The sequence below is a fragment of the Psychrobacter sp. PL15 genome (assembly GCF_035984995.1).
In the GTDB taxonomy this organism is placed as follows: Bacteria; Pseudomonadota; Gammaproteobacteria; order Pseudomonadales; family Moraxellaceae; genus Psychrobacter.
In genome coordinates this window covers 302,922-318,141 of the sequence record NZ_JAXCIB010000002.1, presented here as the reverse complement: position 1 = coordinate 318,141, position 15,220 = coordinate 302,922, and the positions used below count along the sequence as shown (strand labels likewise).

The following is a 15,220-nucleotide window of genomic DNA, read 5'->3' as shown; positions in this document are numbered from 1 at the left end:
AATTTATTATGTCTCGCGCTACACTTCACAATCGCCAAGACTCTCTTGATCGAGCGTTACAGCTGTTTTGGCAAAAGGGTTTTCATGCAACCTCGTTAAAAGACTTGGAAAAAGCGCTCGATATGCGCCCAGGTAGTATTTACGCCGCTTTTGGTAGCAAAGATGGGCTTTTTCAAGAAGCATTGGAACACTATGCCCATAAAACCACGGTTGAACTAGAACGCACCTTGAATAAGCACCATGGCTCTCCATTGCTGGGACTGGCGGCTTATTTACGCCTGCTCGGCGGAATTCGCGATCAAGAGTCGCCCAGTCGGGCTTGTATGCTAGTCAAGAGCTTATTGGAGCTGGGTGAACGAGAGCATGCTGCCTTGCACAAGGTTGAAATGATGCTTGCAGGAATAGAGGCATATTTTATCAATTGCTTTACTGAGTCTCAGCGGATAGGAGAACTAGACGGCCGACTTGATCCCATTAGGCTTGGTCGACGACTGCAGGCTGAGGTCATGGGGCTGCGTGCTTTCGCCCAGCGCGACGTTGATAGTGCCGCTGTGCACGATCTCGCTGAAGATATGGCACTGTCTTTGGAAGCGCTGCTCATAGATAACGCAGACAGCTTAAATAATACAGACGATATTATAAAAATGTCTTGATTGTTAGGGACTTACCTACTTTAAGAGTAAGCGGCTCACTTATTCTTAAATGGCATGGTTAATAGGCTCCATAGCGAAGCATTTTGTTGCGCTTTAGGGTATTCAACCAAACCGATATCTATGTCGGTATCTGCTTTATAGGCTGCACTTTTATAGCTACCAAACACTTTATCCCACCAAATCACGCTGAAGCCATAATTTGAATTGGTTTCAGTCGCGACCTGGCTATGATGAATGCGGTGTAAAATCTGGGTCATTAATACCAGACGCAAGGGCTTTTCTATAGTCGGTGGCAGGCGAATATTGGCGTGATTAAACAGTGCTAAACCATTTAAGGCAATCTCGAATATGAGCACTGCTATAGCAGGTACACCTAGCACCACCACTGCAATAAGCTTTACCAGTATGCTGAGTACGATTTCAATCGGATGAAATCTAAGCCCAGTACTGGTGTCGACATGCGCGTCGGCATGATGCACACGGTGTAAACGCCATAGAATAGGAACCTGATGAAATAGTCGATGCTGCCAATAGATTAAAATATCGAGTAGAACTAAACTCAGTACGATGACTATGACACTTGGCAAAGTGATTTGATTAAACAAACCAATACCATGCTGCTGGCTATAAAGTGCAACCGCAGTGAGACCAATGGGAACCGCTAAACGCGCAATGACTGACGAAGCAAATACCAGTCCAAAGTTAGCGAACCAACGCGACCTACTTTTAATTGGTGATTGTCGGGCTGGTTTTCGCCATTCAAGTAACATCATTATCACTAAAATGCTGAGAAAGCAGCCGAGTCGCCACCATACTTCATTAGTCATTGATTACTCCATTTATCTTAGCTTCTTGCTGTTTAAGCGTATGGTAACCACCATGTATACGAGTAAAGATAGTAATGACGCAAGCGATAGCAAATAAAATAGCTAATAATGAAAAGTGCTGTGGCCAAATGCAAAACGCCATAAACAACGCGATGGTTTCAGCACCTTCCGTTAAACCATTTAAGTAGTGAAAGCTCTTGTATTTGAATTGAGTTTTTTCGATTTTAAATTTTTCAGCAGCAATGGCAAAGGCTAAAAAACTTGAGCCAGTACCCATAAATGCAGCCAGTAGTAAAGAACCAGCGACAGCATTTTGTTCAGGATTAGCTATTATAAACCCCAACGGAATCGCCGCGTAAAATAGAAAGTCTAGAGTAATATCTAAATAGCCGCCAGCGCTCGAAGTCTGGTTGGCAAAACGTGCCAACTCACCATCAAGTCCATCTAATATACGGTTCAAGACGATAGCCACTAGTGCCGCATACCAAAACTCAAAGATAAGCAATGGCACTGCTAATAACCCAATTAAAAAACCAACCACAGTCAGCTGATCAGCGGTTACAGCGCGCTTATGCAGCACTATTACCATAGGCATTAACATAGGCTTTATAACCGGAGTAAGGTATTTGTCTAACATGTTAAGTACCCTGTGGTTTTAAAATTCTGGCTCTAAAACTATCATGCTTAGCCAGTCGCTTCTAAATAGCTGGTTTGTTAGTTGACGGATTTTAAACTAACGACCATCTAAATTGATGACTTTGCCATTTGCAGCCTCGGCATCACTATGGTCATGTGTGACCATAATGGTAGGCAACTGATGGTTACGAACTTGCTCAAACACCAGTTGGCGAATATCAGCTCTTAATTGAGTATCAAGTTTACTAAACGGCTCGTCAAGTAATATGGCTTTTGGCTCACTAAGTAGCAGTCGTAATAAAGCAACCCGCGCCTGCTGCCCACCAGAAAGGGTGTCAGAGTGGCGGCTGCCCAGACCTTTTAAACCCACTTGTTCAAGTGCTTGTTCTATTTTTTCCAGCCGCTGCTTTTTATTGCCTTTAGGCATGGCAAAAGCAATATTGCCAGCAACTGATAAGTGTGAAAACAGTAAGGCATCTTGATATAACACCCCGATATGGCGTAAATGTGTGGGTAGTTGGTCTATATTTTGGCCATCGAGCCATACTTCACCCTCTGCTTTAAAACTACTGCTAAGTGTGCCCGTCAGCCAATTTAATAAGCTCGACTTACCGCTGCCCGAAGGCCCCATAATAGTAAGGATTTCGCCACCATTTACTTGCTCGTTTAAGCGGAGTAATCGCTGGTCTTGACGAAAAAGCTGTAAGTTTTTTATCTGTAAAGAGGATTGCATCAAAATACCCTGTAACGTTATACGCTTTTGACAATATACACTTTTAATGACGCTCATTCTTAATGACGCTCATTCTTAATGACACGCACTTTTAATGACACGCACTTTTAATGACGCGCACTTTTAAAGAAGTACTTAGGTAAACCCCACGCCAGCGCAAAGCCGATCAATGGCAACACCATTTGCATAATGGCATAAACAGCGCTGGTGCGCCTACTTGCACCATTAGCTAGAGTAACGGCTTCGGTAGTTATAGTCGCTATACGCCCGCCACCCGCTAACAGTGTTGGCAAGTATTGACCAAAACTGATCGCCAATCCTAAGGCAGCGGCGATTAAAATAGGCGCAAATAACTGCGGTAATTTTACTTTAAAGAATATCTTGTACGGGGCAGCCCCAAGACTGGCCGCAACATGAGAAAAACGCGGATCTAAACGCCGATAGCTACTCGCCAGCGATAAAAATACATAAGGCAATACAAACAGTAAGTGGGTAAAGGCCACATTGAGAAACGCTGTTTGGTTATTGACCAATTGCTGTAACCATACCAAGCCAAACAAAAAGGCAATACTGGGCACCAATAACGGTAAATAAATAATTAAATGGGTAAAGCGTGACAGTGGCTGGGCCGTTAACTGCTCTGATTCTAAACACAGTAAAGTGAGAACCACTGCAAACAAGGTGGTTATTAGGCCAATCGTAAGGGTGTTAAATAACGGACTGCCCATTTGCATCAAGGCGCTTTGAAAGTGCAATAGCACGAACTGCTCTGGCATGGCTGCCGGAAAGCGCCAATACCCAGCAACTGACCACATAAGCAGACCAATCAGTGCCAGTAATATAAAGCCGATAATTAAGCTTGTGAGCGCTACAGTAGCTTTTTGCCAAACAGCGCTACCGTAATCACGCTGGCCGTTGGTTAATAAACCATTGCCATTGCCATAACATAGCCGCTTGAGCATTTTTTCGCCCGTTAGCCACAGGGCGAGTAAGCCACCCGTCAGTGCCAGCTGTAATACCGCTCCGGCAGAGGCTTTAATACGTAAATTTAAATCAACATCATTGAACCACTGCATAATAGCCACTGCCAATGTTGGCGGGGTATTTGGGCCTAGTATTAGCGGCATTTCCACACTGGCACTGGCATAAGCAAGTACCGCAAAAACCGGTAAACGTAATAATGGATAAAGGCTTGGCAACACCGCTTTAAAGAAGGCAGTCATTGGGTAATAGCCTAAATTAAGCGCCACTTTATACTGTTGCCGTAGTTTCTTGCCAAGCTCAGGTTGAGCCAAGACGCCAAGTGCCATCAATAATAAAAAAGGCAGCTCTTTCAAGGTTAAACCTAGAATGATACTGATACCGTAAGCATCATGCGGAAGTATGCCTTGTGGTGCCAACTCCCAGCCGCTGAGCCACGGAGATATTAGTCTAGAAAGCATACCAGAAGGGGCAATTAAAAACCCAACGGCAATGGCTGCTGCCGCATGCGGAATGACTAAAATAGGGCTAAGCGAACGTTCAATACGATTGAGCCATGGGCTGTTAAAAAATGCGGCTAAAATCATTACCGCCATGACCAGGGCCAGTAGCGTGCTTATCAAGCCGGTAGCCACACTCAAGGCGACCATTTGCATGAGGCCTGGTGTTTGCCAGAGATCCCTAAAGCCTTGCAAGCCAATCGTTGTTTGCTCCAGTGCTGGCGCCCAGCCAAAAGCGGGCAATAGGACGCTCACTAACCCACCCAGTACCGGTAATGTCAGTAGCAGCAGTAAAAATCGTGGGCTAAACTTGACGAGTTTGGTAAACATATCTGCTTGATAAGGGACCGGTGATGCAGCACTTACTGCTTGCTTTTTAGCAGGCATACTCACGAACTTGCCCCATAACGCACTTCCCAACCTTGCATAATAGCCTCCACCCAGCTTGGATGCGGCTCACTCAGGGTACGCTTGATACTATCAATAGGTAAGGCACTTGGATGCGGCTGACGGGTTTTAAATAACGCTTGTTGCTCAGGCGTCAGTGTTGATTGAATAAGGACCGTGCTATCACCCCAAATCTGAGGTTTTTGTTTGTGCGCCTGGGCGGTGGGACTGAGTAAAAAGTTAGCGACTAGTTGCGCACTTTGCTGGTGGCTGGCGTTATAAGGAATGGCAACAAAATGGGTGTTACTCAAACTACCGTCATCCATGGCATAGCTACGAATACTTTTAGGTAAATCATAGCGCTGCACCGCTGCAGGCACTTCGGGCGCTGAAAATGTAAAGGCTAAACTTAGCTCGGTATCATCCACTAAGCGGCGCATTTGCACCCCACTTTGCATAAAATACTCGCCTTGACGCCATAATGTGGGATGCAGTTTATCTAAAAAGTCCCATAAAGGTTCTAATACTAACGCTGTATTCTGCTCGGTAGCAGGCTGGTTTAGCTGAGCTTTTAGACTTTCATCTTTTAAGCTCTCGCTTGTGTTATCAGGGCTTTGCTCATGTAGCATCACTAAAGCATATTTTAAAAAGCTCATACCCAAAAAATCAGGTGGTTTGGGATAACTAAAGCGTCCAGGATGTTGAGCGCTCCAGCGTAACAGCTCATTTAAAGTGGTCGGTGGTTGATTGTTTACTGAGCCGTCAATGGCCAAACTGTCATAATAAAAAGTAAGCGCCGCTTGCCCCCACGGTGCTTCCATACCATTGGTTGGAATACCAAAATCAAAATTAACAGCAGGATTATTATTGGGATCAGTAAAGGCAAAGTTAGGCAGCTTATTCGACCATTGTTTTAATAACAATGAGTGCTCGTTCATGGTGGCAAAATTGGCCCCGTTTATCCAGACGAGATCAACGCTACCTTGACTATCGTTATTGGCTGACTTTTCGGCCAAGACCCGGCTTACCGCCTCGCTGGTATCGCTTAATTTTACATGCACTAAGTTGATGTTGTACTGGCTCTTAACTTGTTTGGCTGCCCACTGTATGTAAGCATTTATCTGCGGATCACCACCCCAAGCATAAAAGTACACGTCTTGATTTTTACCCAGCGTTTCAATCTGTTGCCAATATGGCTGCTCAGCAGTGGCGACAGTATTAGTCACTGCCGTGCTTGAAGAAACTCCTAAACAAATACACAGCGCCACGCAGCAAAACCGGTATCGCGTTAGGGTATGACCAGACTTGGCAAAATGCATTTAAATTCCAGTTATCGTCTACCAGTTATCGTCAATGAAAAGTAATATCGATACGTAACCTACTGCTGGCATAAGTCTTTATTGCTTGCTGTGCCTACGCAGACAGAGACTGCAAAAAACTTATAACAGCAGTACTGTATCGTTTTTAAATTGGATTTACTATAGCGGTAAGTATTTTGGCGTGAAGATATCCTTTCGAGGTATTTTTGATGCTCATTTATGAAATATGATGAACGAAGCGCGTTCTAATACCTGCAGTGGTTATACCGCAGTCAGCAATAGATAATAATTATTTTGATTTAAGTAATCGCTTAATCATAGGCATAGCTGTGTTGTTGAATACTGGTTTGTTAAATATTTGAGCAAATAATGCTCGCATTCGATGTAGATTAGCCCATTCTCTTTTTTACTCTATAAAAAACAGAGAAATAGAATAGGCCTCAATTATCAATTGACTTAAACAGATAGGTCATAAGAATAGTTTATTCTGTAATCTCTGCCAGCTGTTCTAGAATCCTAGTGTAGTTTTCAACACCTTGTGCGCCGCTGACGAGATGACGGTCGTTAAAAATTACTGCTGGGACACTTTGAATGCCTCGTTCCCGCGAACGCTGTTCGGAATCGCGCACTTCTTGTGCAAAGCGCTGATCATCAAGAACTGCTTGAGCTTCAGCACGGTCCAATCCAATCTCTGCGGCTATATCCGCGAGTGTGGCCTTGTCAGAGACATCCCGGTTATTGGTGAAATGGGCGGTAAATAAGGCTTGTTTTAGGTCGTGCCTACGCCCTTGCTGATCAGCCCAGTGCAGAAGTTGATGCAAATTGAAGGTATTATAGATTCGTGCACCATCGATAAATTGGAATTCAAAGCCAACTTCTGCGCCTGCTGCGGTCATTTTGATTCGACTCTCCTCAGAGTCTTGAGCAGATCTACCGTATTTCTCCATGACGTGTTCGCGCAGATTTTGCCCTTCTGCTGGCATGTTAGGATTTAGCTCGAATGGGTGCCAATGAATTTCGTGCGCTGTATTGGTATTCTCTAAGGCTTCGGCCAACTGCCGGTAACCGATGATGCACCAAGGGCAAACGACATCTGATACGATATCTATCCGTAGTGGTTTATTTGACTTTTGCATATCTGACTTTTGCATAGTAGTTCTCGTTAGTAGTAGTTAGTGTTAGCTAACACCTATATTAACTATTACTCGTGTTAGCAGCTAGTTGTCATTTTATCTAAAATATCTATTTTCTGGTGATTTCTCAAATAGAGTTAAAAAAATATCAGAGGAAGCGTAACTTCCTCTGATATTTTGAGTATTAATATATTTGCGACTGATATTCTAAGTAATCAGTCAGCCTTGTGCCATTCAAATTTTTGGAATGGTTTGTCTATCGGTGTGTTGGCGAGATGGTTGGTGTAGTTACTCATTACTTTTTGAGCGGCGCCAAGTACCACTTCAAAAATCTGACGCTTAGTATAGCCCGCATCTAAAAATGCTTGAACGGCGCTATCATCAACATTACCACGGCCACGGACGACAGAGAGCGTGAAGTCGCGAAGCGCCTCTAAGCGTGCTGTTGGTAGTGGGGTTTCGTTACGTAATGCTTCAGTAATGGTATCATCAACTTTCATGCTTTTGGCGATGCCAGTATGGGCAGGAACGCAGTAATGGCAAGCGTGCTCGACATTGATGGTTTGCCACACTACGGTAGTCTCTTCGTCATCGAAGCTACTATCTAGGAACAATTGATGAAGACGTTGATACCCTTCAAGTAGTCCGGGTGATTCTGCCATAACTGCGTGTAAATTTGGGATCATACCAAAGGCACCGATGGAATCGTCGAATAGCGCTTGGCTCTCTTGTGGGGCACTTTGCTTATCGTGAAGCGTAAATTCGGTCATATAAAAATCCTTATAATAAGTATTGAAGTAACATAGATTGTATTCATTTAAAGGTTAACACTGAAATTGAGCGTTCGCTCAAATTGCTAGGTGATAGTCCTTAAGCTGAAGAACTAAAACCACCATAAATGATGTTGAGCAAACACTCAACATCACATTAGATAATCATCCAAATAAATTGTAACAATTTATTTATGCTGTTTAATACATTGCAGAGCCATGGATTGCTGGGTTTATAGCATAACCATACTCACCATAGAGAATATTAACTAACCAATCTATTAAGTTGACAATAAAATTACTGAATATGCTCACAATCCTTGTCACAATCAATTATCTATTATAAACAAGGATTTGTTATGACACTCACTTCTAAAGATAAGTTGCATGCATCGGTATATCCTATACATTACAATTCCAGCTGTAGCTGCACAAAATGTGGCTGTAACTGCCCTACTACTTGTGAAAAATGTGACATGTGCTCTAAATGCTGTCAGTGCAGCGAAAAATAATAACCCTTAATCATAACCCTTATAATATCTAGCCCTGTGCATTATAAACAATGATCAAAAAAGCAGCGCCCTTTGACAACATTCTAGGGTGCTGCTTTTTTAGACTAAGACAGTATAAGTAGCTATAAAAATCAGTATAACCACCGTCCTACCCGCACCTATATACAGCGCTATTTAGACTCTAGTCTCACTAAAGTAAAAGTTATAGTCCAAATTATAGTTGCTGCTGAGTAGACTCAATATCAGCATAAACTTGGCTTGTCCCGTCTTTATTGAGCTGCATGACCTGATATGGCATGAACTTATTTTCATATTCCATACCTGGACTACCAACAGGCATACCAGGTACAGCAAGACCGAGCGCTTGTACCGGCGGATTCTCTAAAAATTGCGCCATATACTTCGCAGGGACATGACCTTCAAAAACGTAGCCATCAGTTGTGACAGTGGTATGGCAAGCACGCATCTCATTAGGTACTTGGTAACGGTCTTTAAATAATGACAAGTCCTTTGGGTGTTCAGTGGTTGCACTTAAGCCGTTGCTTTGGGCATGGTCTATCCAGTCTTTACAGCAGCCACAATTAGGATCTTTATAGACCGTTGCTGAGACATTTTTGAGTAACTGTGGATTACCCGTTGCAGCAGTCATAACGGGTGCATATTCGGTGGGTGATGCAGAAGCGTCTGATGTTATAGCAGTAGAAGGCTCCGTTACTGCTGTGCTGGCAGCAGTAGTGTCACTATCTGGTTGGCTACAAGCAAACAGCGAAGAGGCTGCTAATAAAACTAGCATGCCTCGAAGGAGCTTGTGCGACTGGCGGTTAGACTTAAAGCTGGATTCTCTTGCAAAGACTGTCATAGTGCTTTCTCATATATTGTGAATATAGCGTTTAGTGACGCTGAATAAAGTTAATAATAAACCAAGACAAAAAATAACTTAGAGGGATGATCCTGAGGGTAAGACGATACTAACATGGTAATAAGATGGCAATAAGATGGTAATAGGATGGCAATTACGGCACGTGGCAATCTTTGCGCATGAATATTGCTATTACATACTATTTACTACCTAGCAAGTGACAGTAGTATTTCTATTCAACAGACTATTGTCATCAATCGCATTATAAGTCAGGTATAAACCATTTAATAACAGTACCAAAAATCTTGGAACAGTTAATAGGCTTACTGTTTTTTACCGTTTGCATGTTTAATTGTGTAGAAGTAGTGATATTATTAATTTTCTGCTAATGCTTCTGCAGTCGCCATTTAGCTTTTTATCTCACTGTTCATCTAACTGTTCATCTGACTGTTCATCTAATTATAAGGCCTATCATGCGCAAAATTCCTGTTTATACCCATCCTGCCGCTGGTTGGCCTGCGCTGATTTCTTCTGCTCATAAGTTGATGGATTACCAAACTTTTTTGCGCGGTAGTTTGAGCGTGTTTAGTAGCAATCAACCCAAAGGTGGCTTTGATTGTCCAGGCTGTGCATGGCCTGATCACAAAAACCATAAAATGCTAGATGTCTGCGAGAATGGCATCAAAGTACTGGCAAGTGAAACCATGTCTACCCGTGCCGATGCTAAATTTTTTGCTAAGCACTCCGTTAAGGAGCTGCAAGGATGGACTGGTTATGAGCTTGAGCATAGTGGGCGCTTATCAGAACCGATGTATTACGACGCTGCGCACGATCATTATGTAGCAATCTCTTGGGAAGCGGCTTACGCGCGTATCGCTAAGCAATTGCAACAGCTTAACTCACCAGATCAGGCGCTATTCTATACCTCAGGGCGGGTAACCAATGAGCCCGCCTTTATGTATCAATTATTTGTGCGCTGTTTTGGCACCAATAATTTGCCAGATTGTTCCAATATGTGTCATGAGCCGACGTCGGTGATGCTAACTAAGCAGTTGGGGGTCGGTAAGGCCACTGTTAAGCTAGAGGACTTTGAGCAGGCCAAACTCATTATGATGTTCGGACAAAACCCTGCGACCAATCACCCACGAATGCTAGAGATGCTTGCTCACGCGCACCAGCAAGGGTGCCGCATACTCTCTATTAACCCCATGCGAGAACAAGGTCTAAGCAAATTTAGAAACCCACAGAAACCAACTCATATGGTGGCAGGACAAAGTGATGATCTCGTAGATGATGTCATTCAAATCCAAATCGGTGGTGATGTTGCGCTATTGACTGGTCTTGCAAAATGGCTGACCAAAAACGGTAAAATTAATACCGACTTTATTGACAGCCATACCTCAGGTTTTGAGGGATTAGATCACTGGCTGCGTCAGCAATCTTGGGAAGATGTCGAGCGCGGCTGCGGTATCCCTAAAGATGAAATCATTAATATTGCTCGTCTGGTCGCAGACAGTCCAGCGACGATTTGTACTTGGGGTATGGGCATCACTCAGCACGTTCAAGGCGACGATAATGTCGCTATGATCACTAATTTATTGCTGCTTATGGGCATGATCGGTATCGATGGTGCAGGCGCGTCACCGGTTCGTGGTCATTCCAATGTGCAAGGCGATCGCACAATGGGCGTTCATGAGCGTCCCAGTCAAAGTCTGCTTGATAGCCTAGAAAAAGTCTTTGAGCGTCCAATGCCCCAAGAGGATGGCCTTGATGTCATCGCTGGAGCGAAGGCCTTGATAGCCGGTGAGCTTAAAGTCTTTATGAGTATGGGCGGTAATTACTCTGTTGCAGCGCCAGATACCAGTGCCATCCAACAAGCCTTAACCAAAAATCAGCTCAACGTTTTTGTTGCTACCAAACTTAATGAGACCATGCTTTATCCGGGCGTCGACAATCTCATTTTACCCTGTGTGGGTCGTACCGAACGCTTAATCACTAATAAAGGTGAACAGTTTGCGACGATTGAAGACTCCATGTGCAAAATTGTAGCTACCCAAGGCCGCCTGGCACCGATTAGTAATACCTTAAAGTCTGAAGCACAGATTGTGGCCGATATCGCTATCCATTTGTTCGGCTCTGATACTTCAATTCCTTGGAAGGATATGGGCGAAGACTTTGATGTTACTCGTGATTATATCGCTAAAGCTATTGCCGGTTTCGAGGATTTTAATCAGCGTATTCGTGCTGCTGATCGCGGTTTCTACTTATATCATCCAGCACGTCATCGCCAATGGGATACTGACAGCGGTAAAGCTCAGTTTGAAGTGCCAAAATATCCGATTACTTATGTTGCTAACCAAATGGCAGAGAGAACAGCGAAATTTTCGGAAGACGCCAAGCATCAAAACAACGCTCAGTCTAATGACATTATCAATCAGCAACAAGCAGTCTGGCAATTAACCAGTGTCCGTAGTCATGATCAATTTAATACCATGATATTTGGTTTCCAAGACCGCTACCGCCAAACAGATCGCCGCGATGTTTTATTTATGCATCCCGATGAAATGAGTCGATTGGGTTGGGACAAAGGCGATAAGGTGATGGTATCGCGTCAAGACAGTGAGGGTAAGCCACGTACATTGGGGCCATTGGTCCTGACTGAAATGGATATTGCTGCCAATGCAGTCGCTACCTACTATCCTGAGTGTAATGATCTCATCGACTTGGACACTCATGCCCCAGACTCCAAAATACCCGCGTATAAATCATTAACCGTGGTTTTAGAACGGGTAAGCGCTGACGAGCTTATTGCTTCTGCATAGAATCTTGTAAGGCCGATTATCCAGCCAGAATGTTTAAGTGGCATCTAAGTTTAAGTAGCGTTTAAGTTTCAATACCATCTAAATGATACTTAAATAGCACTTAAATGGCACTTAAATGACATCTGCAAGGATAATAACCACGACGATACCAATGAAAAACCAGATAGTGAGCGTTTATGATAGCTGGAACCAATTCTCAAGACCACGCTCAATACAGTGATGAGGTCTTGACAGATACTGTGCTTGTGCCGCCTATGCAGCCCGTACCCATGGAGCTATCTGCAACGCCACTGGCGCGTAACCATATGGCACACCAACATTCTTATCCATCAAAGAAGCATAGCCATAGCAGTAATGGTAATGTTAATGTTCAAAATAGTATTGGTAGCATTGACCAGATTCATATTGATCATGATCAGACCAGCTTAGCTGTAGAGGCAGCGATTGCGATTGTCATCAATGGTATTCACTATGCGGTACTAATGGCCAGTCCCAGCCAGCTTAATTATTTAGCTATTGGGTTTTTGTTTAGTGAAGGATTGATTCAGCATAGTCATGAATTGCTCGATTGGGAAGTCACTCAGCTTACCGATACTGACAGTTTTAAAAAATTCACCGATGACACCATCGATGAGGCTAATGTCTCGATGACACTTGAGCATTTACTAGATTATGATATTTATGTGGTGGAATTGGTCTTAAACCAGCGTTGCCATCAGCGTATTCAAGCACAAAAGCGCCAGCTGGCAGGACGTACAGGTTGTGGCATGTGTGGTATAACGGGACTGAGTCAAGCATTGCCAGACTTGAGTGGCTATTTAAAGAATGGGCCAAACAACCAGCAGCAGGACCAGCAACGTCATAAAGCAACGATACCCAGTCTCGATAGTTTATTAAAAATGCGCGCCCAAGTTGATGCCACCCAGCACACCCACCAATTGACCGGCGCTGTCCACGCAGCGGCAACCATGCACGAGCAGCAGTTGTATTTATTTGAAGATGTGGGTCGCCACAATGCCCTCGATAAACTCATCGGCTGGCAACTGCGTTATAAGGTAGATGTCGAGTGCGTTATCATGACTTCGCGATTGTCAATTGAGCTAGTACAAAAATCTATTCGTACGCAAATACCCTGGTTGGTCGGTATGTCCGCGCCAACCAGTACAGCAGTGCGTGTCGCTCAGCGCTACGGGCTAGGACTGGCTGGGTTTTTGCGTGACAATAGGGTGACCTATTATTCAGGCGTTTAATATTAAGGCATGTGTTTGAACGTTGCTTATAACATTACCTATAGGCTGTAAAATTTTTGAAATAATCTACTATTCTTTCTTATAGATACAAAAAAGCCGCCTAACTTATGATGAAGCGGCTTTTCATTATTGATGATAGAGTCAAATCATTGCTAATTGCTAATTGCTAATTGCTAATTCAGTTATAGTCCGCCGGCTCTGCCCTACTTATATACTAATATTTGATCGCCGCTATTAAAAGACTGACCCATACCAGCTGACATCCTTTAATAACAAACACGCTAATAAGACAGCGTAGCGAATTTGACAACACTCATTACTTTTGAGCATGCTATAGTCAGTCCATCGTATGTACTATCAGATACAAGTGAGTCTAAATATAATGATTACCGTTGAGCAACTTCAACACGCTATAACGCAGCGTGTTAACACTTATAATCGAGTTGATTGTCCTGTAGCTCATAGAGCCACGCAAACTTGCGAACTTTTAGACAGTCAAAATCAGATACTGGCTCAAAGTATTGCGTCTCCGTTTACCGTACCCAGACAGAATCTATCCGCTATGGATGGTTATGCTATTGCTCATAATAGTGATACTGCAAAAGATAGCACGATTGAGATTATTGGCGAATCACAGGCCGGCAGCCCTTATATTGGCGATATACAAATAGGACAAGGTGTCCGGATTTTTACCGGCGCGGTCGTTCCAGTAGAATGTGATACGGTAATCATACAAGAAAATACCAATTTTGCTGATATAAGAACTAGCATCGACAAATCGCAACCTTATCTCATAACCTTATCAAAATCAGCTGAGCTTGATAGAAATATTCGCAAGCAAGGGGAAGAAATTGAATCTGGCGAGGTATTATTAACCGCTGGCAAACGCTTGAATCCTGCTGATATTAGTTTACTTGCCAATCTAGGTATTGATAAATTTCAGGTCTATAGACCACTAACTATCGGTGTGCTAGCGACAGGCGACGAGTTGGTAGCCCTAGGTGGACAACTGGATAGTTTGGCACAAATATATAACTCTAATACCCCCACCCTCAAAAGCTTGCTGTCTAGACTGCCAGTGGTCATTCAAGATTATGGCATTATCCCAGACGATTTAGAGCAAACCACCACCGCCGTCACGAAAGCGATGCACGACTGCGATGTGCTTATCTCCACAGCGGGCGTATCCGTTGGTGATTATGACTTTTTGACCACGGTCATTGAGCAGTTAGGACAAATTAATCACTATAAAGTGGCCATGAAGCCTGGCAAACCCTTCGTGTTTGGTGAATTGAATAAAGATATTAATAAGCCGGTATTGTATTTTGGCTTACCCGGTAATCCTTTATCAACCGTCGTCGGCACGTTGCAGTTTGTGATTCCAGCATTATGGCAGATGTCAGGGGTTAGCGCGTCAGAGCAGCCAATGCAATTGACCGTACCAGCGATGTTAATGACTGATATAAAAAAATCAGTCGGTCGTACTGATTTTCAGCGCGGCGTGCTGTCAAGAAATGAACAAGGCCACTATCAAGTAGAATGTTTCTCTAAACAGGACTCCCACAGAATAAAGCAGCTCAGTCGTGCGAACTGTTTCATTGTTTTAGAACAAGAAAGTGGTAATGTGACATCAGGTATTACTGTCGATGTGCAACCATTTCCTTGGTTACACATTTAGTAAAACCTGCTGTTTATTTAACTCTAAAAGCCTTAGTATGTATTATTAAAGTGTTAGATATTAAGGCTTCTAGAGTTAATTGCTGTTTGCTGTCCATTTCTGTACTTATTTATAATAAGTAGACAACAGACCTTTATCAACTCAAAACCTGAGGCAACGC

At 43.4% G+C, this 15,220-nt stretch carries 12 protein-coding genes; 4 read left to right on the top strand and 8 right to left on the bottom strand.

What is annotated here, in order from left to right:
- Window positions 1-8 precede the first annotated feature (8 nt).
- On the top strand, window positions 9-653 hold the full coding sequence (locus RCH20_RS02855) for a TetR/AcrR family transcriptional regulator (RefSeq protein ID WP_327192507.1): 645 nt from the start codon (window positions 9-11) through the stop codon (window positions 651-653).
- A 35-nt stretch (window positions 654-688) separates the two neighbouring features.
- On the opposite strand, the gene RCH20_RS02850 is transcribed toward RCH20_RS02855, so the two are convergent.
- The 8 genes from RCH20_RS02850 to RCH20_RS02815 form a co-directional block, all read right to left on the bottom strand.
- On the bottom strand, window positions 689-1,480 hold the full coding sequence (locus RCH20_RS02850) for a sterol desaturase family protein (RefSeq protein ID WP_327192506.1): 792 nt from the start codon (window positions 1,478-1,480) through the stop codon (window positions 689-691).
- Window positions 1,473-2,075: a CDP-alcohol phosphatidyltransferase family protein gene (locus tag RCH20_RS02845; RefSeq protein ID WP_327192505.1), complete on the bottom strand. Its 603-nt coding sequence runs from the start codon at window positions 2,073-2,075 to the stop codon at window positions 1,473-1,475. The genes RCH20_RS02850 and RCH20_RS02845 overlap by 8 nt, the downstream gene beginning before the upstream one ends.
- Window positions 2,076-2,213: 138 nt before the next feature.
- Window positions 2,214-2,849, bottom strand: a complete 636-nt coding sequence (locus RCH20_RS02840; RefSeq protein WP_327192504.1) for an ATP-binding cassette domain-containing protein — start codon at window positions 2,847-2,849, stop codon at window positions 2,214-2,216.
- A gap of 107 nt (window positions 2,850-2,956) precedes the next feature.
- A complete protein-coding gene (locus RCH20_RS02835) occupies window positions 2,957-4,717 on the bottom strand; it encodes an ABC transporter permease (protein ID WP_327192551.1) in 1,761 nt (586 codons plus the stop codon).
- Window positions 4,718-4,719: 2 nt separating this feature from the next.
- Entirely contained in the window at window positions 4,720-6,036 is a 1,317-nt protein-coding gene (locus tag RCH20_RS02830) for an ABC transporter substrate-binding protein (protein WP_327192503.1), read from the bottom strand.
- 482 nt (window positions 6,037-6,518) lie between these two features.
- Complete coding sequence (locus RCH20_RS02825) at window positions 6,519-7,172, bottom strand: DsbA family oxidoreductase (protein ID WP_327192550.1); 654 nt, start codon at window positions 7,170-7,172, stop codon at window positions 6,519-6,521.
- A gap of 212 nt (window positions 7,173-7,384) precedes the next feature.
- Window positions 7,385-7,939, bottom strand: a complete 555-nt coding sequence (locus RCH20_RS02820) for a carboxymuconolactone decarboxylase family protein (RefSeq protein WP_209956570.1) — start codon at window positions 7,937-7,939, stop codon at window positions 7,385-7,387.
- A gap of 726 nt (window positions 7,940-8,665) precedes the next feature.
- The gene (locus RCH20_RS02815; protein WP_327192502.1) at window positions 8,666-9,310 is read right to left on the bottom strand and encodes a DUF411 domain-containing protein; all 645 of its coding nucleotides are present in this window, start codon (window positions 9,308-9,310) and stop codon (window positions 8,666-8,668) included.
- A gap of 473 nt (window positions 9,311-9,783) precedes the next feature.
- Between RCH20_RS02815 and RCH20_RS02810 the strand changes: the two genes are divergently transcribed.
- From RCH20_RS02810 to RCH20_RS02800, 3 genes are all read left to right on the top strand, one after another.
- Window positions 9,784-12,132: an FdhF/YdeP family oxidoreductase gene (locus RCH20_RS02810; protein ID WP_327192501.1), complete on the top strand. Its 2,349-nt coding sequence runs from the start codon at window positions 9,784-9,786 to the stop codon at window positions 12,130-12,132.
- Window positions 12,133-12,386: 254 nt separating this feature from the next.
- Entirely contained in the window at window positions 12,387-13,382 is a 996-nt protein-coding gene (gene fdhD / locus RCH20_RS02805; RefSeq protein ID WP_442793088.1) for a formate dehydrogenase accessory sulfurtransferase FdhD, read from the top strand.
- A gap of 382 nt (window positions 13,383-13,764) precedes the next feature.
- Window positions 13,765-15,060 carry a molybdopterin molybdotransferase MoeA gene (locus tag RCH20_RS02800; protein ID WP_327192549.1) on the top strand — a complete coding sequence of 432 codons (1,296 nt, stop codon included), beginning with the start codon at window positions 13,765-13,767 and terminating at the stop codon, window positions 15,058-15,060.
- Window positions 15,061-15,220: the final 160 nt, after the last annotated feature.